The 26,425-nt window shown below is 57.8% G+C and carries 22 protein-coding genes and 8 tRNA genes; 8 read left to right on the forward strand and 22 right to left on the reverse strand.

Annotated features, from left to right (window positions below; translation table 11 throughout):
• Positions 1–17: 17 nt before the first annotated feature.
• Positions 18–743, reverse strand: a complete 726-nt coding sequence (locus tag BN1135_RS08870) for a nucleoside phosphorylase (RefSeq protein ID WP_042020438.1) — start codon at positions 741–743, stop codon at positions 18–20.
• A 3-nt stretch (positions 744–746) separates the two neighbouring features.
• A complete protein-coding gene (gene pnuC, locus BN1135_RS08875) occupies positions 747–1,463 on the reverse strand; it encodes a nicotinamide riboside transporter PnuC (RefSeq protein ID WP_042020440.1) in 717 nt (238 codons plus the stop codon).
• Between the two features lie 262 nt (positions 1,464–1,725).
• On the opposite strand from pnuC, the gene BN1135_RS08880 reads away from it, so the two are divergent.
• Positions 1,726–3,558, forward strand: a complete 1,833-nt coding sequence (locus BN1135_RS08880; protein WP_042020441.1) for an SLC13 family permease — start codon at positions 1,726–1,728, stop codon at positions 3,556–3,558.
• Positions 3,559–3,759: 201 nt separating this feature from the next.
• Here BN1135_RS08880 and BN1135_RS08885 read toward each other — a convergent pair.
• The 9 genes from BN1135_RS08885 to BN1135_RS22050 form a co-directional block, all read right to left on the reverse strand.
• A tRNA-Leu gene (locus tag BN1135_RS08885) sits at positions 3,760–3,844 on the reverse strand.
• 8 nt (positions 3,845–3,852) lie between these two features.
• Positions 3,853–3,929 (reverse strand) — tRNA-Met (locus BN1135_RS08890).
• A gap of 134 nt (positions 3,930–4,063) precedes the next feature.
• A tRNA-Gln gene (locus BN1135_RS08895) sits at positions 4,064–4,138 on the reverse strand.
• Between the two features lie 144 nt (positions 4,139–4,282).
• Positions 4,283–4,357: transfer RNA gene (locus BN1135_RS08900), tRNA-Gln, on the reverse strand.
• Between the two features lie 19 nt (positions 4,358–4,376).
• Positions 4,377–4,453: transfer RNA gene (locus tag BN1135_RS08905), tRNA-Met, on the reverse strand.
• A gap of 36 nt (positions 4,454–4,489) precedes the next feature.
• Positions 4,490–4,564, reverse strand: a tRNA-Gln gene (locus BN1135_RS08910).
• 145 nt (positions 4,565–4,709) lie between these two features.
• A tRNA-Gln gene (locus BN1135_RS08915) sits at positions 4,710–4,784 on the reverse strand.
• 13 nt (positions 4,785–4,797) lie between these two features.
• Positions 4,798–4,874, reverse strand: a tRNA-Met gene (locus BN1135_RS08920).
• A gap of 85 nt (positions 4,875–4,959) precedes the next feature.
• Complete coding sequence (locus BN1135_RS22050) at positions 4,960–5,241, reverse strand: hypothetical protein (RefSeq protein WP_139245067.1); 282 nt, start codon at positions 5,239–5,241, stop codon at positions 4,960–4,962.
• Positions 5,242–6,002: 761 nt separating this feature from the next.
• On the opposite strand from BN1135_RS22050, the gene dtpB reads away from it, so the two are divergent.
• Positions 6,003–7,508, forward strand: coding sequence for a dipeptide/tripeptide permease DtpB (dtpB, locus tag BN1135_RS08925; protein ID WP_042020442.1), 1,506 nt, complete (start codon positions 6,003–6,005; stop codon positions 7,506–7,508).
• Between the two features lie 60 nt (positions 7,509–7,568).
• On the opposite strand, the gene ruvX is transcribed toward dtpB, so the two are convergent.
• Both ruvX and BN1135_RS08935 read right to left on the reverse strand, forming a co-directional pair.
• Positions 7,569–7,991 (reverse strand): Holliday junction resolvase RuvX, encoded by a 423-nt coding sequence (gene ruvX, locus BN1135_RS08930; RefSeq protein WP_042020444.1) that lies wholly within the window; start codon positions 7,989–7,991, stop codon positions 7,569–7,571.
• Positions 7,992–8,033: 42 nt separating this feature from the next.
• Positions 8,034–8,588: a YqgE/AlgH family protein gene (locus tag BN1135_RS08935; RefSeq protein WP_042020446.1), complete on the reverse strand. Its 555-nt coding sequence runs from the start codon at positions 8,586–8,588 to the stop codon at positions 8,034–8,036.
• Between the two features lie 127 nt (positions 8,589–8,715).
• On the opposite strand from BN1135_RS08935, the gene BN1135_RS08940 reads away from it, so the two are divergent.
• Entirely contained in the window at positions 8,716–10,341 is a 1,626-nt protein-coding gene (locus BN1135_RS08940; RefSeq protein ID WP_042020447.1) for a methyl-accepting chemotaxis protein, read from the forward strand.
• Between the two features lie 111 nt (positions 10,342–10,452).
• Here the strand turns inward: BN1135_RS08940 and gshB are convergent, their stop codons facing one another.
• The 5 genes from gshB to metK form a co-directional block, all read right to left on the reverse strand.
• Positions 10,453–11,406 (reverse strand): glutathione synthase, encoded by a 954-nt coding sequence (gshB, locus tag BN1135_RS08945; RefSeq protein ID WP_042020448.1) that lies wholly within the window; start codon positions 11,404–11,406, stop codon positions 10,453–10,455.
• Positions 11,407–11,526: 120 nt separating this feature from the next.
• Entirely contained in the window at positions 11,527–12,258 is a 732-nt protein-coding gene (rsmE, locus tag BN1135_RS08950) for a 16S rRNA (uracil(1498)-N(3))-methyltransferase (protein WP_042020449.1), read from the reverse strand.
• Positions 12,259–12,321: 63 nt separating this feature from the next.
• Positions 12,322–13,026 (reverse strand): endonuclease, encoded by a 705-nt coding sequence (locus tag BN1135_RS08955; protein ID WP_042020450.1) that lies wholly within the window; start codon positions 13,024–13,026, stop codon positions 12,322–12,324.
• A 71-nt stretch (positions 13,027–13,097) separates the two neighbouring features.
• On the reverse strand, positions 13,098–13,631 hold the full coding sequence (locus tag BN1135_RS08960; RefSeq protein WP_042020451.1) for a SprT family zinc-dependent metalloprotease: 534 nt from the start codon (positions 13,629–13,631) through the stop codon (positions 13,098–13,100).
• Positions 13,632–13,700: 69 nt separating this feature from the next.
• Positions 13,701–14,852: a methionine adenosyltransferase gene (gene metK, locus BN1135_RS08965; RefSeq protein ID WP_042020452.1), complete on the reverse strand. Its 1,152-nt coding sequence runs from the start codon at positions 14,850–14,852 to the stop codon at positions 13,701–13,703.
• Positions 14,853–15,201: 349 nt separating this feature from the next.
• Here metK and tkt point away from each other — a divergent pair, with 349 nt between their 5' ends.
• The 3 genes from tkt (at position 15,202) to BN1135_RS21530 (ending at position 18,488) form a co-directional block, all read left to right on the forward strand.
• Positions 15,202–17,193, forward strand: a complete 1,992-nt coding sequence (tkt, locus tag BN1135_RS08970) for a transketolase (RefSeq protein ID WP_042020453.1) — start codon at positions 15,202–15,204, stop codon at positions 17,191–17,193.
• A 194-nt stretch (positions 17,194–17,387) separates the two neighbouring features.
• Positions 17,388–17,657: a hypothetical protein gene (locus BN1135_RS22055; protein ID WP_139245071.1), complete on the forward strand. Its 270-nt coding sequence runs from the start codon at positions 17,388–17,390 to the stop codon at positions 17,655–17,657.
• Positions 17,658–17,696: 39 nt separating this feature from the next.
• Positions 17,697–18,488 (forward strand): FRG domain-containing protein, encoded by a 792-nt coding sequence (locus tag BN1135_RS21530; RefSeq protein WP_175479089.1) that lies wholly within the window; start codon positions 17,697–17,699, stop codon positions 18,486–18,488.
• An 80-nt stretch (positions 18,489–18,568) separates the two neighbouring features.
• Here the strand turns inward: BN1135_RS21530 and BN1135_RS08975 are convergent, their stop codons facing one another.
• From BN1135_RS08975 to BN1135_RS08985, 3 genes are all read right to left on the reverse strand, one after another.
• Positions 18,569–19,834, reverse strand: coding sequence for a RidA family protein (locus BN1135_RS08975; RefSeq protein WP_042020454.1), 1,266 nt, complete (start codon positions 19,832–19,834; stop codon positions 18,569–18,571).
• A gap of 870 nt (positions 19,835–20,704) precedes the next feature.
• On the reverse strand, positions 20,705–21,823 hold the full coding sequence (locus BN1135_RS08980) for an anhydro-N-acetylmuramic acid kinase (protein ID WP_042020457.1): 1,119 nt from the start codon (positions 21,821–21,823) through the stop codon (positions 20,705–20,707).
• 103 nt (positions 21,824–21,926) lie between these two features.
• Positions 21,927–23,231 carry a peptidoglycan DD-metalloendopeptidase family protein gene (locus tag BN1135_RS08985; RefSeq protein WP_042020459.1) on the reverse strand — a complete coding sequence of 435 codons (1,305 nt, stop codon included), beginning with the start codon at positions 23,229–23,231 and terminating at the stop codon, positions 21,927–21,929.
• A gap of 110 nt (positions 23,232–23,341) precedes the next feature.
• Between BN1135_RS08985 and tyrS the strand changes: the two genes are divergently transcribed.
• Positions 23,342–24,541, forward strand: a complete 1,200-nt coding sequence (gene tyrS / locus BN1135_RS08990) for a tyrosine--tRNA ligase (RefSeq protein ID WP_042020460.1) — start codon at positions 23,342–23,344, stop codon at positions 24,539–24,541.
• Positions 24,542–24,592: 51 nt separating this feature from the next.
• Here tyrS and BN1135_RS08995 read toward each other — a convergent pair whose 3' ends face one another.
• On the reverse strand, positions 24,593–25,519 hold the full coding sequence (locus BN1135_RS08995) for a LysR family transcriptional regulator (RefSeq protein ID WP_042020461.1): 927 nt from the start codon (positions 25,517–25,519) through the stop codon (positions 24,593–24,595).
• Positions 25,520–25,627: 108 nt separating this feature from the next.
• Between BN1135_RS08995 and budA the strand changes: the two genes are divergently transcribed.
• Positions 25,628–26,422 (forward strand): acetolactate decarboxylase, encoded by a 795-nt coding sequence (gene budA, locus BN1135_RS09000; protein ID WP_042020462.1) that lies wholly within the window; start codon positions 25,628–25,630, stop codon positions 26,420–26,422.
• Positions 26,423–26,425 lie beyond the last annotated feature (3 nt).

The raw sequence follows: 26,425 nt of genomic DNA on the forward strand, positions 1-26,425 counted from the left end.
AGTTAACGGTTTGCCGTTTATTGCGCCAACGCGTGGAGGGCGGCAGCGATAGCTTGCTGCTCACCGGCCATCATCGCCTGTTCGGCACTGGCGTAGTCCGCCACCCCTTGCTGTACATCCTGCTCGAACAGCACCACGTTGCAGAGCACGGCGGCCACCCGCACCTTGCGCAGGCGACCCACCGTCAACAGGGTGGCGGTCTCCATATCGGCGCCGAGCACGCCACGGGCATGCCAGTAGCGGCACACCTCCTGCTCGTCATCCCGATAGAAGCTGTCGTGGGAGCGTACCAGCCCGTGCCAATGAGGCTGGCTGCCGGTTGCCACATGGTTGAGCAGGGCGGCCTGCAGCCAGATATCGGCGCAGGCGGGGTACTCAGGGGGCAGATAGGCCTGTGAGGCCCCGTCACTGCGCACCGCCCCTTCCACCACGATGAGATCGCCCAGCCCGATGTCATGCTGCAAGGCACCGGCGGAGCCGACCCGTATAAGCGATGTGGCACCGGCTTGCACCAGCTCCTCAAGCGCTATGATGGCCGACGCGCCACCAATACCGGTGCTGCAGACCGTGATGGGCAGCCCCTGATAGGATCCGTTGATCAGGCGAAACTCCCGATTTTGTCCCAGCACTTCACACTGTTCAAGCTGGCTGGCGATGCGGTCGACCCGGGCCGGGTCGCCGCACAATATCACCCGCTCGGTAATCTGGTCGGGGCGGCACTGAAGATGGGGTAACAGAGTCATAGCTTACAGACCTTGTGGCTGGCGCTTGGCGGCAATCACCCAGAGGCGGGTGCCGTTGGCGGCGATAAACAGCAGGATCAGGTACTCCAGCGACATGGCGTAGACGCCCTGCGCGGCATAGACACCGATGCTGATGATGTTGATGACGACCCAGAGGATCCAGTTCTCCACGTATTTGCGGGTCATCAGGATCTGGGCGACCACCGAGAGCACCGTCATGCTGGCATCCCAGAACGGGAAGGCATCGGGGGAGGGCTCTGGGGTGGCAAGGTTGGCACCCAACAGGTTGAGCAGAGAGACCGAGGTGCGCGCCAGGGTGGCGAAGACCGGATCGATATAGCGGGTCAGCAGGGCGATGGCCAGCACGCTCACGGCGGCGGTCACCATCAGCTTGGATTTGCTGAGCCAGCGGATCTGCAGGGTATCCCCTTGCTCGTTGGTGGGGCGGGTCCAGGCGTACCAGCCATAGACGTTGGCGCAGAAGAAGAACAGCTGCAGCATCAACAGCCCGTAGAGCTGGATCTGGAAGAAGATGATGGCAAACAGGCTGACGTTGATCAGACCAAACAGGTAGTTGATGGTCTTCTCCTGACTGGCGAACCAGATGCAGGCCAGACCGAATAAAGTGCCGATGGCTTCAATCCATGACATGGCATAGCCGCCACCCAGCGGGATGGTCACTAGGGTGTTATTGATGCTGAACAGCTCGAATATGCTCATTTTCTGATCCTTGGCATGAGGGGGAGTATGCGAGGACGCCATTCTAAGGGGTGAGGGGGAGCAGGGGCAGGACTTTTGTCCGCCCCGGGCTTGGCCCATATCAAAGAAATCGCCTGTTGTGCCCGGTTATTCCAGCAGTGATGGGTTATGGTGCCCCGGCTGGCAGGACTTTATTGATATGTAGCAAGATGATAGCGCCGTGGCTGTGGTCTGATAGAGTCCACTCTCCGGGAGGTGAATCACGTGATAACAGGAGGTTGCATTGAATTCCGAGCTTGTCTGGGTGCTCTGTCTGCTGGCAGGGGCCATCTATCTCTTCATGACCAACAAGGTGCGCATGGACGTGGTGGCCCTGGGTGTGGTCATCCTGTTTGTGCTGAGCGGCACCCTTACCCTGCCGGAGGCGCTGGCGGGCTTTAGCGATCCCAACGTTATCCTGATTGCCGCCCTGTTCGTGGTGGGTGAGGGGTTGGTGCGCACCGGCATCGCCTATCAGGTGGGGGATGCGCTGGTGAAGGTGGCGGGCAGCAGCGAGACCAAACTGCTGGTGCTGCTGATGGTGGCGGTGGCGAGTCTGGGGGCTGTGATGAGCAGCACCGGGGTGGTGGCCATCTTTATCCCGGTGGTGCTGAGCGTGGCGAACCGGATGGGGATCCCCGCTGGTCGCCTGATGATGCCCCTCGGCTTTGCCGGGCTTATCAGCGGCATGATGACGCTGGTGGCCACGCCCCCCAACATGGTGGTCAACAGCGAGTTGATGCGCCACGGCATTCACGGCTTCGGCTTCTTCGACTTCACCCCGATGGGCGTGCTGATCCTGGGGCTGGGCATCCTCTACATGTTGCTGGTGCGGGGCTCTTTGGTGGGCGAAGGGGAAGAGGGCAAAGGCAAGTCGCCCGGGCGCCGCACCCTGCGCGATCTGATCCGTGACTACCGGCTGGCCGGTCGGGCCCGCCGATTGGCGCTACGCCCTGACTCCCCGTTGATTGGCTACACTCTGGATGAGCTGCAACTGCGCGCCCGCTATGGCGCCAACGTCATCGGGGTGGAGCGCTGGCGAAAATTTCGTCGGGTGATGGTGCCGGTGTCGGGGATCAGTGAATTTCAGGCCAAGGATGTGCTGCTGATCGACATGTCAGATCCTGAGGTGGATGTGCGGGCGTTTTGCACCGAGGCGCGGCTCGAACCGATGATCCTGCGCGGGGAGTACTTCTCCGATCAGGCGCGGGAGGTGGGGATGGCCGAGGTGTCGCTGATCCCCGAGTCCAAGCTGTTGGGCAAAAGCGTGCGGGAGGTGACCTTCCGCTCCCGCTATGGTCTGAGCATGGTAGGGCTGCGCCGCAACGGTGAGGCGCTGGCGGGCAAGCTGGTGGATGAATCGCTACAGATGGGGGACACCTTGCTGGTGGTAGGGAACTGGAGCCACATCAGACAGTTGCAGACCCACAGCCGTGACTTTCTGCTGATGGGGCTGCCCGCCGAGGTAGACGAGATGGCCCCCGCCCGCAGCCAGGCGATCCATGCCCTCTTTTGTCTTGGAGTGATGATCCTGTTGATGGTGACCGATCCGGTGCCCAACGTGATTGCGGCGCTGATCGCCTGTCTGCTGATGGGCAAGTTTCGCTGCATCGACATGGAGAGCGCCTACAAGTCGATTCACTGGCCGACCCTGATCCTGATTGTCGGCATGCTTCCCTTCGCGTTGGCGCTGCAAAAAACCGGCGGGGTGGACCTTATCGTCGGCGGCTTGATGAATGCGGTGGGCGAAATGGGGCCGCGGGTGATGCTGGCCAGCCTGTTTGCCCTCTGTGCGGTGATCGGGTTGTTTATCTCCAACACCGCCACCGCGGTGCTGATGGCGCCCATTGCGCTGGGCACGGCGCAGCAGATGGGGGTGTCGCCCTATCCGTTTGCCATGACCATCGCCATCGCCGCCTCGGCTGCCTTTATGACGCCGGTCTCGTCACCGGTCAATACCCTGGTGCTGGGGCCGGGCAACTACACGTTCGGCGACTTTATGCGTATTGGCGTCCCCTTTACGCTGCTGGTGATGGCGGTGAGCGTGGTGGCGATCCCCTGGTTCTTCCCGTTCTGATCAGCGGGTTGATGGTGGTGCATACAAGCGGCTTGCGGGCCGCTTTTTTGTGGCCGTGAGACGAGATTGGCAATGGCTGTTCGGGATGGATGAAGAGGGTGGACGTTAAGGCGAAGACGGGGTGATAAAGAAAACCGGAGAGAGGCAAATTTCAGATACAAAAAAACCAGCCTGAGCTGGTCTGATTGTTACTACTAATAATGGTGCGGAAGGAGAGACTCGAACTCTCACACCTTACGGCGCCAGAACCTAAATCTGGTGCGTCTACCAATTTCGCCACTTCCGCAATACTAATGGTGGCTATGACGGGATTCGAACCTGTGACCCTCGCATTATGAGTGCGATGCTCTAACCAACTGAGCTACATAGCCTTCTTGTGTTCGACCTAGGTCAAATACAAGCAAAAATGGCTGGGTACCAGGTTTGAACCTAGGCGCGTTGACGAGATCAATATCTCTCACGCTTACCACAGCAAGCCATCAACATAGTTAATGACAGGTAATAATGGCTGGGGTACTAGGATTCGAACCTAGGGATGGCGAGATCAAAACCCGCTGCCTTACCGCTTGGCGATACCCCAACAGTGCTCCTCAACAGTCATCTGACTGGTAAAGAACCTTAAAAATTGCTGCGGTACTAGGATACGAACCTAGGAATGTTGACGAGATCAAAACCTCTTACATTCACCACAGCTATCACCGACAAGGTCGATGAAATGCAATAATGGCTGGGGTACTAGGATTCGAACCTAGGGATGGCGAGATCAAAACCCGCTGCCTTACCGCTTGGCGATACCCCAACAGAAACAATTTAAATAATGGTGGCTATGACGGGATTCGAACCTGTGACCCTCGCATTATGAGTGCGATGCTCTAACCAACTGAGCTACATAGCCTTCTTGTGCTCGACCTGAGTCAAATACAAGTAAAAATGGCTGGGGTACTAGGATTCGAACCTAGGGATGGCGAGATCAAAACCCGCTGCCTTACCGCTTGGCGATACCCCAACAGTGCTCCTCAACAGTCATTTGACTGACAAAGAACTTTTAAAAGTTGCTGGGTACTAGGAGTTGAACCTAGGCACGTTGACGAGATAAAAACCTCTCACGCTTACCACAACAAATCACCGACAAGGTCGATGACCAAAAATAATGGCTGGGGTACTAGGATTCGAACCTAGGGATGGCGAGATCAAAACCCGCTGCCTTACCGCTTGGCGATACCCCAACTGAACAATTAATGGTGGCTATGACGGGATTCGAACCTGTGACCCTCGCATTATGAGTGCGATGCTCTAACCAACTGAGCTACATAGCCAACCGTGCTTCCAGTGAGTCGTTGCCTCGTCACTGTGCGGGCCGAATTATGCGTATCTGGCTCTGGGGCGTCAACCATTTTTTTGTCAGAAAAACTGATTTTGGGTGCGTTTGGCGAGATATTGGTCTCTGTTGCGCAAAAGCCCAACAATATGATTTTTTTTAAGACATACCCCCGGCCGAGCCAAGGATTCCGGAGACAACATGGCCAGTAAATAGCGGCCTTCCCTCGCCAACGGGGCACCTCCTGTAACCATGGCCCGGTTTTTGGCAAAGCAGCGTCCTGGTTTTTTCTGTGTCACGTTGTCCCGTGCTTTCAGCTGGGTGAAACAGCACGCCCGGCGAGCTTTACCGCTCAGCGGAGCCATTATCTCGCTCTCGCCCTAAAAGCCCCCTCAGGTCACAGGTTGGCCGGAGAAAGGCGCTTTTAGCCATTCAGCCACGGCAACGCAGTGGTGGCGTGTTTGGCAAGCCGTTGTCAGTGGCCCACGCGGGTAGGGTTTACTTGTGCTCGTAGTTGGCCACCCACGCCGTCCATTGTTGTGGTTATGCACAAAGATGCGATTACTGCACGTCTCGTGTGGGGCTCTTCGCACGAAATAAACTCATGTGGTTTCATTAGAAAACTTCATTGATTGGTAATTTTAAAGTGTGATCAACCATTAAGTTCGTTAATAGCCAGTGGGATAGCATGGCCAGCCTTGGAAGAGTGACATTTAATCTCAATATGCGCCGCTGCTGTGTGTAGCAGGACCATTGAGTGGGTATCACGATATATGGCCCAAGGTATCAGGAGTGGCGCCATACAACCTGTGACCCACAGGAGTGAGTATGGCCAAAGGTAGAGTGTTCGGCGGATGAACCGGCCGGCATGAAAGGGCTGGTGACGAGAGGGCAACCCCGAACGGCCACATGGCATAGTGAGACCCGGCAGCAGATCGATCCCGGCTACTATCGCCCGATAACAACGCATTGAAACCGGCTAGATGAATTTTATCTTTCATCGAACGGGGTAGTTGCATCCAAAAATGTCCAGTGTGCATGGCTGACGCGGTTATTACCCATTGAACGATCGCGTTATCCGTGCCGCTGGATGAATAAAAATAAACAGCAATAAAGGCAGGTTAGTATGCATCCATCTACAGCTCCGACCGGGTTATTACAACAACCCAAACCCTTCTTCATGATCTTTTTTGTCGAACTCTGGGAGCGCTTCGGTTATTACGGCGTGCAAGGGATCCTGGCGGTTTTCTTTGTCCAGCAGCTGGGTTTTTCTCAAGAGCAGTCATTTATTACCTTCGGCGCCTTCTCGGCGCTGGTATATGGCCTGATATCGGTCGGCGGCTATGTCGGGGACCATGTGCTCGGAACCAAGCGCACCATGGTACTGGGGGCGCTGGTGCTGGTATTGGGTTACTTCATGACGGGCATGTCCATTTACCATCCAGACCTTATTTTCTATGCGCTGGGCACCATTGCGGTGGGTAATTGTCTGTTTAAGGCCAACCCGGCTAGCTTGCTGTCGAAATGTTATCCGCCAAAAGATCCCCGTCTGGATGGCGCGTTTACCCTGTTCTATATGTCGATCAATATTGGCTCGCTTATTTCCCTCTCACTGGCGCCGGTCATTGCTGACCATTATGGCTATACGGTGACCTATAACCTTTGCGGGGTCGGGCTGATCATTGCGTTGCTGGCCTTCTTTGCTTGCCGCCATATGGTCAAGGATATCGGCTCTGAACCGGATCATCTGCCGCTCAACTACAGCAAGCTGCTGCTGGTCTTGCTGGGTGCCGTTGGGCTGGTCTTCTTCTGTGCCTGGTTGATGCATCATATCGTGATTGCCAATATGGTGCTGATGACGGTGACCATAGTGGTGGTGGTGATTTTCTTTCGTGAGGCATTCAAGCTGGATCTGGTTGGCCGCAACAAAATGTATGTGGCGTTTGTGCTGATGCTGGAGGCGGTGCTGTTCTATGTGCTTTATGCCCAGATGCCAACCTCGTTGAATTTCTTTGCCATCAACAACATGCATCACGAGATGCTGGGGGTGAGCGTCAATCCCATCAGCTTCCAGGCGCTCAACCCCTTCTGGGTGGTGGTGGGTAGCCCGGTGCTGGCGCTGATTTATACCCGGATGGGCAGCCAGGGGAAGGATCTCACCATGCCGCTCAAATTTACCCTCGGGATGTTCTTCTGCTCGCTCGGCTTTTTGACAGCAGCCGCTTCCGGTTGGTGGTTTGCTGATGCCCAGGGGCTTACCTCGCCCTGGTTTATGGTGCTGATCTATCTGTTCCAGAGTCTGGGTGAGCTGATGATCAGCGCACTGGGTCTGGCCATGGTGGCGGCACTGGTGCCCCAGCGCTTGATGGGCTTCATTCTCGGGATGTGGTTCCTGACCCAGGCGATGGCATCCCTGCTGGGGGGCTATGTGGCTACCTTTACCGCCGTGCCGGAAGGGATGAACGACCCTTTGTTGACCCTGCCTATCTATACCGATGTGTTTGGCAAGATTGGTCTGGCGACCCTGCTTATTGCGGTGGTGATGGGGCTGATGGTGCCCTGGCTCAACCGGATGATGAATGCGACCGGGCCGCAGGAAGAGGGGGTACTGGCGCCGCAATCACAGGCGTGACGGGAAGATAGTGACAATACCAAGGCAAGGGCTGTGACCCTTGCCTTGGTTATTCCTGGCTCAGTTGTACTGCTCTTCCATCCAGGCTTCGACGATCAGTTGGGCTGACACTCCATCCACACTGCCTTTTTCCAGCGCGCGATAGCCGCCCCGTTCAAACAGTCGGGCACGGGCATCTGTGGTGGTGAGTCGCTCATCCTTGAACTCCACCTGCTTGCCAAAGCGGCCGTGCAGCCGGTTGCCGAACTTGCGAGCGCGCACCGTGATCTCCTGATCGGTTCCATCCATGTTCAGCGGCAGGCCGACCACCAGCAGGTCCGGTTGCCACTCCTTGAGCAGCTTGTCGATATCGTCCCAGTTAGGGATGCCGTCGTTGGCCTTGATGGCGCGCAGAGGCTGTGCGGTGCCGGTCAGCTCCTGGCCGATGGCAACGCCAATGCTTTTGGTACCATAGTCAAAGCCCATGATGCTGCGTGATGACATGAAAAAATCCTCGAAAGGCAACGCAGGGGGCGTTGCCGGGTGTTAGCTATGGCCGATGTCGCTGGAGAGATGAACAGTGTTCACCCCTATGCTGGCGGCGGCTTGTTGCCAACGTGTGTGAATGGGGGTTTTGAATACCAAATCCGGATTGGGGGGGATCACCAGCCAGGCGCCATCGACCAGTTCCTGCTCCAGCTGACCGGCGCTCCAGCCCGCATAGCCAAGAGCTACCAGCCAATGGGCAGGGGCTTCGCTCGTGCCGAGGGTTTCCAGTATATCCTTGGATGTGGTCACCATCATCTCATCCCCTACCTGCAGGGTGGAGTTGAAACCGGGGTGGAAGCTGTGCAGCACAAAGCCACGGTCAGCGTGAACCGGCCCCCCTTGCAGCACCTGCTGCTTGAGCTGCGGATTGCCGGGTACCGAAATCTTGAGCTGGGTGAGCATGGCTTCCAGCGACATATCTACCGGAATGTTGACCACCAGCCCCATGGCACCCTCTTCGCTATGTTCGCACAGATAGACCAGCGAACGGGCGAAGTAGGGATCCGTCAGGCTTGGCATGGCAAGCAGGAAATGATTTTGCAGTGTTTGCATAGGCCAAATAGTGCAAAGGTCGTTGGCAAGTGAATAGGGCAATTATGGCAGTTCATCACTTTGGGCAAAACCGCTTTTTATCGGGCGTCTCTTTGCCCACTCACCAAACGGTGCGGGAGAGAAAACCATGGAAGGTATTTCAATCAGACAGAAGTTGATCCTGGGGTGTGTGGTGCCCCTTTTGGCACTGCTGGCGTTGCTGGTGGGCGCAACCCAGGCGATGTCCCAGCTGATGGCAGGCATGAACGCCATGTATCAGGGGGAGGTGGTGCAGCTCAAGGAGCTCAAACAGATTGCCGATCTCTACGCGGTCAAGGTGATCGATGCGGCCAACAAGGCCAACGTGGGGGGGATTGCGCCCGCCCAGGCCAAGGCCGATATGTTGCAGGCGCAGCAGGAGATCGCCCGTATCTGGCAGCTGTACAGCGGACAGGAGCGGACCCAGTCCGAACAGCAGGAGGCCGCGCGGGTGCAGGCGTTGTTTGGCGCGGCGGATCAGCAGATTGCCGCGGTGGTGGCGGTGTTGGATCAGATGCAGGGGGCGGCGCGGGATCAGCTCTCTGCCCATATTATGCCCCTCTACGGGGTGATCGATCCGGTCAGTGACGGAGTGAGTGCGCTGGTGGAGTTCCAGCTCAAAGAGGCGGAGCAGAATATCGGCGAGCTCAACGATCTTAGGCAGCAGCTGTTTCAGCTCTTTATCGTGCTGTTTCTGGTGGGGGCGGCCTGCGTACTCTTCTTTGGCGTCTGGGCCGGACGCAGCGTCAGCCAGCCGCTGGCGGCAATGGGACATGTGCTGCGGGGGATGCAGCGGGATCTCGATCTGAGCCAACAGGCGCCGGTATTGCGCAAGGACGAGATGGGGGCGCTGGCTCAATCGCTTAATCAGGTGATCAGCCACTTTCGCAGTTTGATTAATCAGATCAACGAGATGGCGGAGCACCTTGCCAAGGAGTCCGCTCATCTTGCCCATATCGGAGTCGAGAGTCGTCAGCGCTTTGCCCAGCAACAGGGTGAGACCGATCAGACCGCTACCGCTATGAACCAGATGAGTGCGACCGTGGCCGAGGTGGCCAACAGCTCCTCCGGCGCGGCAGATGCGGCCCGTGTCGCGGATGAGAGTGCCCGCCATGGCCATCTGGTGGTGGAGGATGCCATCGCCCGGATGTCAGCATTGTCGTCCCATATTCAGGACACGGCGGCGATGATCACCCAGCTGGCCGACGACAGCCGCGATATCAGCAGCGTGATGGATGCCATTCGCGGCATTGCCGAGCAGACCAACCTGCTGGCGCTCAATGCGGCGATAGAGGCGGCGCGGGCGGGGGATCAGGGGCGCGGGTTTGCAGTGGTGGCCGATGAGGTGCGCACCCTCTCCCAGCGTACCCAGCGCTCGACCGAGGAGATTGGCAAGACCATCGTCAAGTTGCAGCAGGGGGCCAATGATGCGGCTAGCAGCATGGTGCGTGGGCTGGATCAGGTGGAGGAGTCCAACCGTACCGTGCTCGCCTGCGGCAAGGCCCTTGGCGAGATTGTCAGCTCGGTGGAGGTGATCAATGAGCTGAACACTCATATCGCCACCGCCGCAGAGGAGCAGAGCAAGGTGGCAGAGGAGATCAGTCGCAACGTGGTCAATATCGCCCAGATTGCCACCGAATCGACCGCGGCGGCCTCCGAACTGAACCAGAGTTGCCACGAGCTGGAGCAGCTATCGAGCGATCTCAAGCAGAAGGTGGGGCAGTTCCGCTGTTAGATAGCGGTCACAACCACGCACACTGCACGAAACAACAGAGGCGGCCATGGGCCGCCTCTGTTCATTAACGATTGTATAGATAACGATAGTGCCGATTTAGCCGTTGCTGGCTCAGCCTTTCGCCAGCCGACGCTCGATGGCATCCATCAGCATGCCGGTGATGTGCACATCGAAAGCCGCTTCGATCTCGCGGATACAGGTCGGGCTGGTGACGTTAATCTCGGTCAGCCGATCGCCGATGATGTCGAGGCCGACGAAGATCAGGCCCTTCGCTTTCAGGGCAGGACCGACTGCACGAGCGATGGCCCAGTCGGCTTCGCTCAAGGGACGCGCCTCACCACGGCCACCGGCCGCCAGATTGCCACGGGTTTCCCCTTGCGCCGGAATGCGCGCGAGGCAGTAGGGAACCGGTTCACCGTCCACTACCAGCACCCGCTTGTCGCCATCCTTGATGGCGGGCAGATAGGTCTGGGCCATGCAGTACTGGCTGCCATGTTCAGTCAGGGTTTCAATAATCACGCCGACGTTGGCGTCATCTTCCTTCATGCGGAAGATGGAGGCGCCGCCCATGCCGTCCAGCGGTTTGAGGATCACATCCTTGTGCTGGGCGTGGAAGGCGCGCAGCTTGTCAGCGCGGCGGGTCACCAGCGTGGTCGGGGTGTGCTCGGCAAACCAGGCGGTGTAGAGCTTCTCGTTGGCATCGCGCAGGCTTTGGGGCTTGTTGACGATAAGGCAACCCTCATCCTCTGCCCGCTCCAGCATGTAGGTGGCGTAGATAAATTCGGTGTCGAACGGCGGATCCTTGCGCATCAGGATCACATCGAGGTTGGAGAGCGGCTGATCCACCACCTCGCCCAGGGTGTACCAGTCGGCGTAGTCATATTTGACGGTGAGCGGGCGCATGGTGCCAAAGGCGCGACCGGCTTCCATATAGAGATCAGACATCTCCAGATAGAAGAGCTCATAGCCGCGCTTTTGCGCCTCTTCGAGCATGGCAAAGCTGGAATCTTTCTTGATGTTGATGGCCGAGATGGGGTCCATCACGATGCCGAGTTTAATGGTCATCCGAATATCCTTCTTAATGGCTCGATTGGGTTGTAGGGTCGATTAGCGAAGCGTAATCGGCCGTTTGAGGCTGCCATCATTCGATGCCGCCACGCGGCTTATCGACGCTGCCCGCAGGTATTAAGCGAGATCGCCAAAGCGGCACTGCAGCGCAGTAATCGCAGTCAGGGCGGCGGTTTCGGTGCGCAGCACCCGCGGCCCCAGCAGCATCTCTTTGAAATCTTCCTGCACGGTACGGGCGATCTCGTCGCTCGACAAGCCCCCTTCCGGGCCAATCAGCAAGCGCACGCCATGCTCGGGAACGGGTAGGGTGTTGATGCTGTACTCGGCACGGGGGTGCAGGTTGAGCTTGAGCTCTTTGGTCTCTTCCGCCAGCCAGGCGTCCAGCTCCATCGGCATGCGCACTTCTGGCACCACGTTGCGGCCGCACTGTTCACAGGCGCTGATCACCACTTTCTGCCACTGCTCGCGCTTCTTCTCCAGCCGATCGGCGGGCAGCTTGACGCCGCAACGCTCGGAGAAGAGCGGGGTGATGCAGGTGACGCCCAGCTCCACCGATTTCTGGATGGTGAAGTCCATCTTGTCACCACGGCTGATCACCTGACCCAGATGGATGGCGAAGGGGGACTCCACCGATTGGGCGTCGCAGCGGTCGATGGTCACTTCCACCGACTTTTTGCCGACGCTGGCGATGGTGGCGGGATATTGATTGCCATCGCCGTTGAACAGCTCGAGCTGCTGGCCCGGCTGCATGCGCAGTACCCGGCCGATATGGTTGGCGCCGTCTTCTGACAGGGCGATGGTCTGGCCAGCCTGCATGGCGGCCGCTTCATAGATACGTGGAATGCGCATGGCTAAGTGTCAGTCTCTGGTTCAAGAAGAGGGATTTTAAATCCCTTGTGCCCATAGGTGGGGTTATTGGCACTGCTTTTCAATAAAGGGATTGGTATTGCCTTGCAGCTTGCCGATGCTGCGATTGCGCTCGCACTCCCAGCCGTCTGCCGGGTATTGTCTGTCCCAAGCTTCGAACAGTTTACGCTGTTGCGCAGCCAGACGCAGCCCATACTGCTGGCTCATATAGAGGTAGGCGCGGGCGATCTGGCCCCGCACCGGCCCCTTGGGCGGCTGTACCCGACGATCCTTGAAATCCACCAGCATCTGGCACTGGCCGTACTGATCCGGCTTGCCGTTCCAGTCAGAAAAACGGAAGTTGGCCCGATCGCCGTTCACTTCACCGATAGCGGGCACCAGATTGTGCATGTCCCCCTCCATCTGGTTGAATTCGTCGCTCTTGCCGCAGTTTTTGCGACCGCCATCCTGCCAGCACTGCAACTGGTGGCCGAACTCCCAGGCGGGGACTATATGTTCCCACTCGATGCGGGCGGCGCGCTTGGGCTGCTTGCGCGGCTCATAGCCGCAACTGGCCAGATCCGGGCTCATCTTCTTGCCCTGATAGTTGATGTCGCAACCGCAGTAGAAGGTGGTAACCGCGGGGTTGGTTTGATAGAGCTTGACCAGATCCTGTTTGGCGGAGCGAAAGGTCTGGGCATGGAGGGGAGCACTGAGCAGCGGCAAACCGGCCAACAGGGTCAGGGCGAACGATAGCAGGGGGCGAAACATGAAGATCCTTGGCAAGAAAATAGGTGGATGAAACGAACCGCCCCTGGCGCGGGGGCGCGACACAAGTTGGCTTATCGGGTGACGGCTGGCCCCGGTCGTTCCTGCGCCAGCGGCTGTTTGCAGCGGCGGCAGTGGTAGCGGGCCTCGCCACGCACCACCTTGTTGTGGCGGCGGATCGAGAGCTGATGCTGCTGGCAGTGACAGCGATAGGGAATGGTGCGCTGCGCCAGTACCGCCAGATCGAAGCTGTGGGTGGTTCTGGGCTCAAGGCCGAACACCTCCCGCATCACCGATTGCCACTGGGTGCCGTGGGGCAAGACCCGGTTTTTGCCGCGGCCGTCGCCCCACAGGGCATAAACCAGCAGATGGGCCACCTCGTGGGGCACCACCTCAGCCAGAAACGCCTGTTGATTGGCCTGATAGAGGGCGGGGTTGAAGCGCAGCTCCCAGGTTTGCAGCCGCGCCGAACCCGCTGCCCGGCCCCGCATATTGCAGTAGATCCGCGGGCGGGCAAAGCTGCGGTCAAGGCGCGCCTCGGCCTGCACAAAGCAGGCTTCTACGCGTTGTTGCAGCAGGGCGACAAGCTGGGCAGGAGTGGCGTTCATCAACATCTCGGCGGGTAACGGAAAAGCAAAAGGGGAGCCAGGCTCCCCTTTTATCACAACTGGCGACTGTTACAAGCCAGCAGCGGAGCGCAGCAGCTCGGCCTTGTCGGTCTGCTCCCACGGGAACTCTTCGCGACCGAAGTGACCGTAGGCGGCGGTAGCCTGGTAGATCGGACGCTTCAGATCCAGCATCTCGATCAGGCCATACGGACGCAGTTCGAAGTGCTCGCGCACCAGCTTGACCAGCAGATCCTCGGCGACCTTGGCAGTACCGAAGGTTTCGACGCTGATGGAGGTCGGCTCGGCCACGCCGATGGCGTAGGAGATCTGAATTTCACAACGATCGGCCAGACCGGCAGCAACGATGTTCTTGGCAACGTAGCGGGCAGCGTAGGCAGCAGAGCGGTCAACCTTGGACGGATCCTTACCGGAGAAAGCGCCACCACCGTGACGGGCCATGCCGCCGTAGGTGTCAACGATGATCTTGCGACCGGTCAGACCGCAATCACCCATTGGGCCGCCGATAACGAAACGGCCGGTCGGGTTGATGAAGTATTTGGTGTCTTTGGTGACCCACTCTGCTGGCAGCACCGGCTTGATGATCTCTTCGCGTACCGCTTCAACCAGATCTTTGTGGCTGATGGACTCGGCATGCTGGGTGGAAAGTACCACCGCATCGACACCAATGATCTTGCCGGCGTCATCGTAGGCAAAGGTCAGCTGGCTCTTGGCATCCGGACGCAGCCACGGCAGGGTGCCGTTCTTGCGCACTTCAGCCTGACGCTTCACCAGCAGGTGAGAGTAGGTGATGGGGGCGGGCATCAGCACGTCGGTTTCGTTGGTGGCGTAGCCGAACATCAGGCCCTGGTCACCGGCGCCCTGCTCCAGCGGATCGCGGCGGTCAACACCCTGGTTGATGTCCGGGGACTGCTTGCCGATGGCGTTCAGTACGGCGCAAGAGTCAGCGTCGAAGCCCATGTCGGAGTGGGTGTAGCCGATTTCACGTACGGTATCACGCACGATCTCTTCGATATCAACCCAGGCAGAGGTGGTTACTTCACCGGCCACCATGACCATGCCGGTCTTGACCAGGGTCTCACAGGCAACGCGGGCCTTGGTATCTTGCTTGAGGATGGCGTCCAGTACCGCATCGGAGATCTGGTCCGCAATCTTGTCTGGGTGGCCTTCGGAGACCGACTCGGAAGTAAACAGCTTTGCCATGATGGGAGTCTCAGCTTGTCTGGGTTATCGCCACAGCAATAACCGGGTGAATAGGATGGTGTAGAGGTATCTACATCTGGACGTCTATTTTAATTAGCGCCCCACCCGATTGCCAGCACTATTTTGTCGTGCGGCCGCGGCTGGGTTACTAATGGCTCCTTTCTATCCCCAAGGGGATGGAAATCAAACGTTTGCCGTTGTTCTCTTTGGCCTGCAGGGCCCAAGAAAAGCGATTGTCCTCCCAAAGCCACTTTATTCGTCCAGATAGTATTTGCACGCCGCGCCCCCTGCTGGGACAATAACGCGCCTTAATCTTGGCCATCAAATGAAGCAATCGCAGGAGATACAGATGCCTTCTCGTAAAGAGCTTGCCAATGCCATTCGCGCATTGAGTATGGATGCCGTTCAAAAAGCCAACTCCGGTCACCCGGGCGCCCCCATGGGAATGGCGGATATCGCCGAAGTGTTGTGGCGCAGCCACCTCAAGCATAACCCGAACAACCCCAAGTGGGCCGACCGTGACCGTTTCATCCTGTCTAACGGTCACGGCTCCATGCTGCTGTACTCCCTGCTGCATCTCTCCGGTTATGACCTCTCCATCGACGATCTGAAAAACTTCCGCCAACTGCACTCTCGCACCCCGGGTCACCCGGAGTACGGTTATGCGCCTGGCATCGAGACCACCACTGGCCCGCTGGGTCAGGGCATCACCAATGCCGTGGGTATGGCGATCGCCGAGAAGGCCATGGCTGAGCAGTTCAACCAGCCGGGTCACGACATCGTTGACCACTTCACCTACGCCTTTATGGGCGACGGCTGCCTGATGGAAGGCATCTCCCACGAAGCGTGCTCCCTGGCAGGTACCCTGCAACTGGGCAAGCTGATTGCATTCTGGGATGACAACGGTATCTCCATCGACGGTCACGTTGAGGGCTGGTTCACCGACGACACTCCTAAGCGTTTTGAAGCCTACGGCTGGCACGTTATCCCGGCTGTTGACGGTCACAGCCCGGAAGCGCTCAATGCCGCCATCGAAGCCGCCAAGGCCGAGACCGGCAAGCCGACCCTGATCTGCTGCCGCACCATCATCGGTTACGGTTCACCGAACAAGTCCGGTTCTCACGACTGCCACGGCTCACCGCTGGGCAACGACGAGATCGCCGCAGCACGCGCGTTCCTGAAGTGGGACCACGCCCCGTTCGTTATCCCGGCTGATATCGCTGCCGAGTGGAACGGTCAGGAGAAAGGCGCTGCACTGGAAGCCGACTGGGATGCCAAGTTCGCCGCCTATGCTGCCGCTCACCCGACCTTGGCTGCCGAATTCAAGCGCCGTACCACAGGCGAGCTGCCAGCTAACTGGGCTGCCGAATCTGCCAAGATCATCGAAACCCTGCAAGCCAACCCGGCCAAGATCGCCACCCGTAAAGCGTCTCAAAACGCGCTGGAAGCGTTCGGCAAGCTGCTGCCGGAGTTCATGGGCGGTTCTGCCGACCTGGCTCCGTCCAACCTGACCATGTGGTCCGGTTCCAAGTCTCTGACTCCAGAGAGCGCGGCAGGCAACTACATCCATTACGGCGTGCGCGAGTTCGGCATGTCCGCCATCATGAACGGTATCGCTCTGCACGGTGGTTTCATCCCCTACGGCGCCACCTTCCTGATGTTTATGGAGTACGCCCGTAACGCCCTGCGCATGGCTGCGCTGATGAAGCAGCGTTCCATCTTCGTTTATACCCACGACTCCATCGGTCTGGGTGAAGATGGCCCGACTCACCAGCCGGTTGAGCAGATCGCCTCCCTGCGTCTGACCCCGAACATGAGCACCTGGCGTCCGTGTGACCAGGTTGAATCTGCGATTGCCTGGAAGCACGCCATCGAGCGTACTGACGGCCCGACCTCGCTGATCTTCTCTCGTCAGAACCTGGCCCAGATGGACCGTACCGCCCAGCAGCTGGCTGACACCGCCAAGGGTGGCTACGTGCTGAAGGATTGCGCCGGTACTCCTGAGCTGATCCTGATCGCCACCGGTTCCGAAGTGGAACTGGCTGTTGCCGCCTATGAGCAGCTGACTGCCAAGGGCCGTGCCGTGCGCGTGGTCTCCATGCCTGCGACCGACGTGTTCGACGCCCAGTCTGCCGAGTACAAAGCATCCGTGCTGCCGATGTCCGTCACCAAGCGTGTGGCCATCGAAGCAGGCATCGCTGACTACTGGTACAAGTACGTCGGTTTCGGCGGCAAGATCATCGGTATGACCACTTTCGGTGAGTCTGCACCGGCCGAGCTGCTGTTCAAGGCATTCGGCTTTACCGTGGAAAACGTGGTTGCGACCGCAGAGTCCCTGTAATAGCTGATTGCTTGGTTTTGAACTGAAAAGCGCCTCCCTTGGGAGGCGCTTTTTTATTGCTAATTAAAAAATTTAATATAGGTTTATTTTATTCGTGTCATATCAAACTTAATTAATATAAATCTTGATTTTTAAATCTAATGTTATTAGCGTGATGTAATGTTGATTTGATTGCAATAAATTCAGGAGGAGTGATGATAGGTCAGTGGATTGGTAAATACTCGGGTGACGTAGTTGGTGGAATCATATTATATATAGAAAAGAATGATTCAGGTTATGAAGTATTGGCTTATATATGCCCCGATTCATTAGAAATCCCATCATCTATTGCTTTTTTCAGTACTGAAAACTTAGTCAGCAACAATACCTATTGTGCAAATGTTTCACCAATTGATCCACGAAACTATAATATAGTTTCGTGGGATTCAATAAAAAGCTTATATGATGAAAATATTTCTCATTAGACTGCAGCTGATGTATCAATGATAATTGATAGCGACAGGATGAACATATCAGCTAAAACAGATATTGGCGTTAACTTTACTGCAGAGTTATCTTTACAAAAAGTTACTGAAAAGTCATTGATACAATCATCAGAAATGTCGTGGGAGCAATATAAGAAACACGTATCTGAAATATTAGATGATCAGATGGTTTTTCGTGGACAGAAACAACCATGGCCATTGCAAACATCTTTTCATCGACGAGGAAGATATAGAACCGATTTGTTTATATCAAAAGATATTCCAATTTTGCATCAAAGACTGTGTTCAATCACATCACACTATTTCAATTTAGATGACCCGAAGCAAAACGGAGCGTTTTTTAACCTACTGCAACACCATGGATATCCTACTCCATTATTAGACTGGAGTTACTCTCCATTCGTAGCTGCATTTTTTGCCTTTAGAGAGTGGCCGAAAGGGTATAATAATGACGGTGAATACATTAGGATTTATATATTTAATAATAAAGCATGGAGACAAAAATTACCTCAGATTAACTATCTAAACCCCCCGTTCCCCCACCTGTCAGCAACAGACTTTGTTGCCATAAATAATCCTCGGGTTATCCCTCAACAGGCCCTTACGACAGTTACAAATGTAGTAAATATAGAGGCATATATACTAAGTGTAGAAAAAAGCAATGGTGTTGAATTTCTTCATGCCATTGATATCCCCGTGAGGTACCGTGATGAGGCAATGCGTGAATTAAGATATATGGGAATTACTGCTGGTTCAATGTTTCCGGGAATTGATGGTGTATGTGAAGAAATGAAAGATAGGTTTTTTTGAGATCTAAATAAGTGTTGTGATACTTATTTATAAAAAGAGACCGGCTATCAGCCGGTCTCTTTTATTATTTAACACAAACCTTACGCCTGCGGCGGGGTGCTTTCGGCGTTGGACATCACCGCATCAATTTGCACCAGGGCACCGGTGGGCAGTTCGCTTACCCCGAATACGGTGCGGGCAGGCAGATAGCTTGGGAAATATTTGGTGTAGACAGCGTTAACTGCATCCAGATCGGCGATATTGCCGAGCTGGATATTGACCTTGACGATATCGTCCATCACATGGCCGATGCTCTCGACGATGGCTTTGATATTGCTCAGGCACTGGGCGGTCTGCTCTTTGATGCAGCCAGTCAGGATCTTGCCGGTGGCAGGGTCGATCGGCAGCTGCGCGGTCAGATGGTTGTAGTGGGAGAAGGCGACAGTCTGGCAATGGAGCGGGCTGCGCGGTGCCTTGTCGGTATTGCGGGCAGCGATCACCAGATTGTGACGGTCTTCCACCAGTTGCGGCGGGGTGCCGTCACCGTGGGAGATCACCGCATCCATCTGCACCCGGGCACCCATGGGCAGGGCGGTGGCACTGATCACCGAGCGGGCGGGCAGGTAGGCCACGGCGCGGGCAATGGCGGAGTCGGGGAAGAAGGTGGTGTAGACCTCGTTGACGGCCTCCAGATCGGCGAGGCTGGTCAGGTAGATATTCACTTTGACGATGTCGTCAAACGGCACGTCGATGCTCTCCAGTACCGTTTTGATATTACGCAGGCACTGACCCACCTGCTCCTTGATGCCACCGGCGACCAGCTGGCCCGAGGCGGCCTCGACCGGCAGCTGCGCGCCGATATTGTTGTAGTGGGAGAAGGCCACGGTATGGGTGGAGAGCGGGTTGTGCGGCGCCTTGTCGCTATTGCGGGCGAGCTTCACCAGCGCACAGGGGGCTTGCGGGAAGGTGCCTTCGCCATTGGAGATGATGGCATCGATCTGCACCAGCGCACCCAGCGGCAGCGCGGCGACGGCGAGGGTGGTGCGAGTCGGCAGATAACCCGGGAAGAATTCGCGATAGACGGCGTTGACCGCCTCCAGATCTGCCATCTCTGTGAGGAAGATGGTCGCTTTGACCATATCGTCCATCACATGGCCGATGCTTTCGATGATCGCCTTGAGGTTGCTCAGGCACTGTCTGGCCTGCGCGGTGACATCGCCACTTACCAGCTTGCCGGTGGCCGGATCGACCGGCAGCTGGGCCGAGATATTGTTGTAATGAGAGAAGGCCACCGTTTGGGTGCAGGGGCCCAGATCCTGGGGCGCATTGGTGGTATTTCTTGCCGACTTGATGATGGTGCCACTCATAGATATGCCTCTTTTTAATATTTGTTGTTAATTCAGGTACAGGTTTACCCCATCTGGTTGTGCGCCATGGCCATTTTGCCTGCGGCGGCATCCCCGGTTATTATTTGTGATCCACTCAATAGCTGAATGGGATAAGAGAGGAGATGACAGGGTGAATATTTCAGACGTTGCGATTCTATGAGTGGCCATCAGGGGTTGCAAACCAGTGATTTCATTTCTATGAGATGGCTCAATGCTCGCAAATTTAATGTGATTGCTATTCAATTCACCCTGAATAGTCGCCCATTCGCCCGCCAATGGCCCTGCATCGAGCTGCAGCCCTGTCAGGGCAGGGGTTGGGGCGCAGGCCATGGCAGCGCAGGGCTGTGAATAAAGGGTTAACGCTATGGGTCAGGCTGCCACCAAACGATTTTATTGTGCATAGATATGTACTTTATGTTTTTTTAGTCATCTATCTTGTCGCGTGAAAATATGCTAGCTGCCGTTCATGTCGCAACAGCTAAAGATGTGGCTGGAATATAATTCAACTATTTGCATGAGCGGCAGGTTGATAATTATTGGATAGTCATAGCATCGCTGCGGATGTCGGTCGGTTTTATCTGGTCATATATATGAAGAAATATGCCATGAGATTGCAGCAGAAAAATATGGGCCTCATTTTTCGTGATGGAAAAGGCAGAAAATAGTGGGCGATTGTCATGGTGGGGTAGGGCAGAGTGAACAAGCCAATCAGGACGATCTGTCAGACATCTGAGCACAAAGCCGAACCAATAAAGAGATTGCGGGCCATCCAACGCAACAGCCCCGATCTTGTTCAGGGCGGGGCTGTTGTTGGTCTATGGGGCGCGATACGGTCGCGCTTGGCAGGGTTTATCCCGCGGGATAGAGGGCTCCCAGCACGGCCGGACGGCTGGCGCCGGTGACGGCGGGCAGATTGCCCGGTTTGCGGTGGATAAAACACATCGCCAGCCAGGCAAATGCGGCGCCTTCCACCCAGTCGGGGGCCAGCCCCAGCTCGGCGGTGCTGGCGATGCGCCAATGGGGTAGTAGACTGGCCAGCTCCGCCAGCAGCGGGGCGTTATGGGCACCGCCGCCACAGACAAACAGCTCGGCTTTCGGTTGGCTGGCACCGACTGCGTCGGGCCGCTCAGGCAGCTGGCGGGCGATGCTGTGGCAGGTGAGCGCCTGCAGGGTGCGCTGCACATCTACCGGCGCGTAGTCACTGCCTGCCAGCTCGCCATCGAGCCAGGCTAGGGTGAACATCTCCCGTCCGGTGCTCTTGGGGGCGGGAGCGGTGAAGTAGGGGTGAGCCAGCAGCTTTCCAAGCAGGTCAGGAATAAGCTGGCCGCTGGCGGCCCACTTGCCACCGGCGTCGTAGTTGCCGCCGTGGGGCTGATGGCGACGATACCAGCCATCGAGCAGGGTGTTGGCGGGACCAGTATCAAAACCATACACTCCGCCCGCATTGCCCGGCAGCACCGAGATATTGGCAATACCACCGAGGTTCAGCACCACCCGCAGCGCGCCGGGTTTGGCAAACAGCGCCTGATGGAAGGCGGGCACCAGCGGCGCCCCCTGACCGCCGAGGGCCATGTCCATGGTGCGAAAATCGGCGATAACGTCGATGCCGGTCAGGGCGGCCAGCAGGGCGGCGTTGCCGATCTGCAGGGTAAAACCGAGTTGGGGGCGGTGGCGGATGGTCTGACCGTGGCTGCCGATGGCGCGAATATCGGTGGGCGTGAGGCCCGCCTTGGCCAGCAGCGCGTGGGTGGCGGCAGCAAATTCCTCTGCCACTTGCTTGTCGGCCACTCCCATGCGGTCGATTTCGTTGTCGCCCGGGGTGCAGAGTTCGTGCAGTTCGCGGGCGGTGGGCCAGGGGTGGCTGAGGGCCGCTTCGACCCGCAGTTCATCCCCGTCGATCATCACCAGCACGGCATCGATCCCGTCCATGCTGGTCCCCGACATCAGACCGATATAGCGTTCAGCCATGGTTGTTCCTCAATTAAGGATTGCCGAGAAAGGGGCAGGGGAGAGAGATAAGCGGATGGGGTCTTCACCCCGCCCGCCTGGTTGTCGCGACTATCTGTCGCGATTATCTGCCACGACTATCCCGCTTGTTCTGGGCCAGTTGCAGCTCGGGGTTGTCGAGCTTGGCCAGTTGCGGCATCGCCAGCTTTTTGAAGTTGGCCAGCTCGCGCCCGCTCAGGGTTTCGGCCTGCGGCAGGGTGAGGGTGCGCGGGTTCTTGTGAATGCCGCCCACCACAAATTCATAGTGCAGGTGCGGGCCGGTGACGCGACCGGTGCCCCCCAGAGTACCGATGGTCTGCCCCTGTTTCACCCGCTGCCCCTTGTTGACGGTGCGCTTGGTGAGGTGCAGGTACTTGGTCACATAGTTACCGGCATGCTTGATAAAGACATAGTTGCCGTTGAACTGGTTGTAACCGGCGGCCACCACGCTGCCTGAGCCCGCCGCCATGATGGGGGTGCCCACCGGCGCCACATAGTCGATGCCGTTGTGGGGGCGGATCTTGCCAGTCACCGGATGAAGGCGGCGCGGGTTGAAGTTGGAGCTGATGTATTTGAAGTTGACCGGCGCCCGCAGGAAGCTCTTGCGCATCGCCTTGCCTTCCGGGGTGTAGTAGTTGCCATCTCTATTGAGCACGGCGCGATAGATAGCGCCATCGTTGACGAACTCGGCGGCCAGAATATCGCCGGATGCGACCCGTTCGTCGTCGCGGAACTTGTCTTCGTAGACCACCCGGAAGCTGTCTCCCGGTTGCAGGTCCTGGGCAAAGTCGATGTCCCAGCCGAAGATGGCGGCCAAGTCCATGATCTGATCTTCGGTCATCCCCGCCTCCACCGCGGCGCCCCAGAAGCTGGAGCGGATTTCCCCCTTGCTTACCTGTTCGCGGGTGTCGAGGGCAATCTTGAGGTTGCGGGCGAGAAACGTATCAGCCTTGCGACTGACCTTGAGCGCCTGCTCCAGACTGTGGGGGTAATAGAGGCTCTGGAGATCGCCGTGTTCGGTGAGGTTGAAGGTGAGCTCCTGCCCCGGCTGCAGCATCCGCAGGGGATCGCTGCCATCGAGCTGGTCGATCAGGTGCAGATCCGTGGTGCTCAGGCCAATGCGCTGGAAGATCACCCCCATGTTGTCGCCACGGCGCACCTTCACCTGTTTGGTGATGTAGTGCGGCTTGGGCGGGGTGGTCGTTTGTGCCAACAGGTCAGCGTCATCCGGTTGCGACTCGGCGGCAAGCTCCCCGCTGTTGTCATCAACCCGGGTGGCGACCGCCCGTTCGCTTGGCCAGGCAGCCAGCATCATCACCATGATGCTTAAAATCAGCACCATTTTACGGTGCCAGGTGGGAAGAGCGTTGAAGGCGTTCCAAATGATCATGAGAGGCTGACGAAATCGGGCAGAATGGACGGATTTTACAGCCTTTCCAATTGGCCCGCCATTCCAGTAATATGTTTGGCCCTGTGGAATCGTGATTGGAGAGTCAAAAAATGTCCCAGCTCGAGGTGGCGCTAGCCGAGATCAAGCGCGGAGCGGAAGAAATTCTGGTTGAAGAAGAACTTGTTGCCAAGTTGAAGGAAGGGCGCCCGCTGCGCATCAAGTTGGGCATGGACCCGACCGCCCCCGACATTCACCTGGGTCATACCGTGATCCTCAACAAGCTGAAGACCTTCCAGGATCTGGGTCACGAGATCATCCTGCTGATCGGCGATTTCACTGCCATGGTGGGTGATCCCTCCGGCAAGAACAGCACCCGTCCGCCGCTCTCCGAAGAGGCCATCAAGCACAACGCCCTCACCTATGCAGAGCAGGCGTTCAAGATCCTCGATCCCGCCAAGACCCGCATCGAGTACAACTCGACCTGGCTGGGCGAGCTGGGGGCGACCGGCATGATCAAGCTGGCGGCCAAGCAGACCGTGGCCCGCATGATGGAGCGTGACGACTTCAAAAAGCGCTACACCGGCGGCCAATCCATCGCGATTCACGAATTCCTCTATCCGCTGCTGCAAGGCTATGACTCGGTTGCGCTGAAGGCGGACGTTGAGCTGGGCGGTACTGATCAGAAGTTCAACCTGCTGATGGGCCGCGAGCTGCAAAAAGATGCCGGTATGGCCGCCCAGTGCGTGCTGATGATGCCGCTGCTGGTGGGTCTGGATGGCGTCAAGAAGATGTCCAAGTCCGCTGCTAACTACATTGGCGTACACGATGCCCCGGGCGAGATGTTCGGCAAGATCATGTCCATCACCGACGTGCTGATGTGGAACTACTACGAGCTGCTCTCCTTCCGCCCGCTGGCTGAAATCGAAGAGTTCAAGGCAGGCATCGCCGCTGGCACCCTCAACCCCCGTGACGTGAAGATCTGGCTGGCTAAAGAGATCATCACCCGCTACCACGACGCAGCGGCAGCCGAAGCGGCCCACGAAGATTTCACCCAGCGCTTCTCCAAGAACGCCATGCCGGACGAAATGCCGGAAGTCGAGCTGGCGCTGGAAGGCGAAGGGCTGGCTATTGCCAACCTGCTCAAGGATGCCGATCTGGTGGCCACCACCTCCGAAGCACTGCGAATGATCAAGCAGGGCGCGGTCAAGGTTGATGGTGAGAAGCTGGAAGATGGCAAGGCACTGGTTGGTGCCGGTACTGCCGTCTATCAGGTTGGCAAGCGCAAGTTTGCCCGGATTACTGTCAAATAAGCAGTACCGTCAAGTAAACAGTACCGCCAGGCAAGTCGGCCATCAGGCCGGTTAAAGCTTGTTTAACAGGGCCTCCTTCGGGAGGCCCTGTTGTATCTGGGCGACACGGATCTGGGAGATAAAGTGCCGGAGGACGGCGCTGCCGGGGTGCGGCCGTGTCGCCAGACTGATGCTGGTCATCATGCCGTTGCCTGCAATGGGGTGATAACTGACCCCGAGCGGGCGCAGCGCCGCCACCGAACTTGGCACCAGAGTTACCCCAAAGCCCGCCTGCACCATGCCGACGGTGGAGATCACCAGCGGACATTCGGGCCCCAGTATCGGCTCGAATCCGGCCTCCCGGCAGAGGGCCACGATACCGTCATAGAGTCCGGGCCCGATGGCATGGGGGAACAGAATAAAACTCTCATCCTTCAGGCTGGCCAGTGGCAAGGGGCCCGGTCTGGCCTTGGGGTGGTTGGTCGGCAGCGCAATCAGCAGCGGCTCCTGATCGATTAGGTGATGGGTAAACCCCTCGCTGCCACGGCAGGGCAGCCGCAAGATGGCTGCATCCAGCCGATCGTTGCGCAGCGCCTCCACCAGCGCTGGCATGGTGTCCTCTTGCGGGCTGAGGGCCACCTCGGGGTAGCGCTCCCGGTAGTCGTGCAGCAGGGTCAGCACCGCAGGGTGGAGCACGGTTGAACCGGCAAAGCCGATCCGCAGCGCCCCCTGCTCGCCCCGGGCAATCCGCTTTACCTTCTGTTTCGCCCCATCGGCCAGCGCCAGGATCTGCGCCGCATCCCGATAGAGGCTCTCGCCCGCCTCGGTCAGCTCGATACTGCGGGTCAAACGGCGCAGCAGCGGGGTGCCGAGGGTCTCCTCCAGCTTGCGGATCTGCTGGCTCAGCGGCGGCTGGGCCATGTTGAGTGATTCGGCTGCGCGGGTGAAATTCTGCTTTTCAACAACGGCCATGAAGTAGCGGAGCGTACGAAGTTCCATATCGATTGAGTCTCAAAGTCATGGGGTCAGCGTATTGGTGTTGAAATGTGAACCTAGTCACCATTGGATCCGAACGCTAACAGGATTCACGGTGGAGGTGAAACCCGAATGGAACATATTGCAACATCTGACAGTGCCGGGTGCAGCTGTGCCCTCGAAGTGAGCCAGCAGTTTTCCCGCTGGCGCAGGCAGCATGACGGTGGCGAGATCTACCAGAGTTCCCTGATGAGCGCCCTGCTGGCGGGGGTCTACGAAGGGGAGACCACCATGAGCGAGCTGCTGCGCCACGGCGACTTTGGCCTTGGCACCTTCAACCACCTCGATGGCGAGCTGATCGCCTTCGAGCGCCAGATCCACCAGCTGCGCTCCGATGGCTCGGCCCGTCCCGCCCGCGCCGACCAGAAGACCCCCTTCGCGGTGATGACCCATTTTCGCCCCTGTCTGGAGCGCCGCTTCGACCATCCCCTGAGCCGCGACGAGATCCACCAGTGGGTGGATCGGCTGGTGGGCTCCGACAACGTCTTCGTCGCCCTGCGCCTCGACGGCCAGTTTGAAACGGCCAAGGTGCGCACCGTGCCGCGTCAGGAGCCCCCCTATCGCCCGATGCTGGAAGCCATCGAACAGCAACCGCTGTTCCGCTTTGCTGCGGTGGCGGGCACCCTGGTGGGCTTTCGCTGCCCGTCGTTCGTGCAGGGGGTCAATGTGGCGGGCTTTCACGAGCACATGATCACCGCCGATCGCAAGGGGGGCGGCCATCTGCTCGACTACACCATGGCCCACGGCACCCTGCGACTTTCGGTGGTGCGTCACCTCAATCTGGCCCTGCCAGCGGATCCGGCTTTTCGTCAGGCCGATCTCAATCCGGCCGATCTCGATCGGGCCATTCAGGCCGCCGAAGGCTGATAT

The organism is Aeromonas sobria, assembly GCF_000820145.1.
Lineage (GTDB): Bacteria > Pseudomonadota > Gammaproteobacteria > Enterobacterales > Aeromonadaceae > Aeromonas > Aeromonas sobria.

Bases quoted from the DNA above. Each gene is read 5' to 3' on its own strand.
- ruvX (WP_042020444.1), bottom strand. From the start codon at position 7,991: ATGTCATCACGCAGCATCATGGGCTTTGACTATGGTACCAAAAGCATT.
- BN1135_RS08935 (WP_042020446.1), bottom strand. From the start codon at position 8,588: ATGCAAACACTGCAAAATCATTTCCTGCTTGCCATGCCAAGCCTGACG.
- dtpB (WP_042020442.1), top strand. From the start codon at position 6,003: ATGCATCCATCTACAGCTCCGACCGGGTTATTACAACAACCCAAACCC.
- BN1135_RS08870 (WP_042020438.1), bottom strand. From the start codon at position 743: ATGACTCTGTTACCCCATCTTCAGTGCCGCCCCGACCAGATTACCGAG.
- tkt (WP_042020453.1), top strand. From the start codon at position 15,202: ATGCCTTCTCGTAAAGAGCTTGCCAATGCCATTCGCGCATTGAGTATG.
- BN1135_RS08975 (WP_042020454.1), bottom strand. From the start codon at position 19,834: ATGAGTGGCACCATCATCAAGTCGGCAAGAAATACCACCAATGCGCCC.
- BN1135_RS21530 (WP_175479089.1), top strand. From the start codon at position 17,697: ATGAACATATCAGCTAAAACAGATATTGGCGTTAACTTTACTGCAGAG.
- BN1135_RS08985 (WP_042020459.1), bottom strand. From the start codon at position 23,231: ATGATCATTTGGAACGCCTTCAACGCTCTTCCCACCTGGCACCGTAAA.
- pnuC (WP_042020440.1), bottom strand. From the start codon at position 1,463: ATGAGCATATTCGAGCTGTTCAGCATCAATAACACCCTAGTGACCATC.
- BN1135_RS08955 (WP_042020450.1), bottom strand. From the start codon at position 13,026: ATGTTTCGCCCCCTGCTATCGTTCGCCCTGACCCTGTTGGCCGGTTTG.
- BN1135_RS22050 (WP_139245067.1), bottom strand. From the start codon at position 5,241: ATGGCTCCGCTGAGCGGTAAAGCTCGCCGGGCGTGCTGTTTCACCCAG.
- metK (WP_042020452.1), bottom strand. From the start codon at position 14,852: ATGGCAAAGCTGTTTACTTCCGAGTCGGTCTCCGAAGGCCACCCAGAC.
- BN1135_RS22055 (WP_139245071.1), top strand. From the start codon at position 17,388: ATGATAGGTCAGTGGATTGGTAAATACTCGGGTGACGTAGTTGGTGGA.
- gshB (WP_042020448.1), bottom strand. From the start codon at position 11,406: ATGACCATTAAACTCGGCATCGTGATGGACCCCATCTCGGCCATCAAC.
- budA (WP_042020462.1), top strand. From the start codon at position 25,628: ATGGAACATATTGCAACATCTGACAGTGCCGGGTGCAGCTGTGCCCTC.
- BN1135_RS08980 (WP_042020457.1), bottom strand. From the start codon at position 21,823: ATGGCTGAACGCTATATCGGTCTGATGTCGGGGACCAGCATGGACGGG.
- rsmE (WP_042020449.1), bottom strand. From the start codon at position 12,258: ATGCGCATTCCACGTATCTATGAAGCGGCCGCCATGCAGGCTGGCCAG.
- tyrS (WP_042020460.1), top strand. From the start codon at position 23,342: ATGTCCCAGCTCGAGGTGGCGCTAGCCGAGATCAAGCGCGGAGCGGAA.
- BN1135_RS08995 (WP_042020461.1), bottom strand. From the start codon at position 25,519: ATGGAACTTCGTACGCTCCGCTACTTCATGGCCGTTGTTGAAAAGCAG.
- BN1135_RS08960 (WP_042020451.1), bottom strand. From the start codon at position 13,631: ATGAACGCCACTCCTGCCCAGCTTGTCGCCCTGCTGCAACAACGCGTA.
- BN1135_RS08940 (WP_042020447.1), top strand. From the start codon at position 8,716: ATGGAAGGTATTTCAATCAGACAGAAGTTGATCCTGGGGTGTGTGGTG.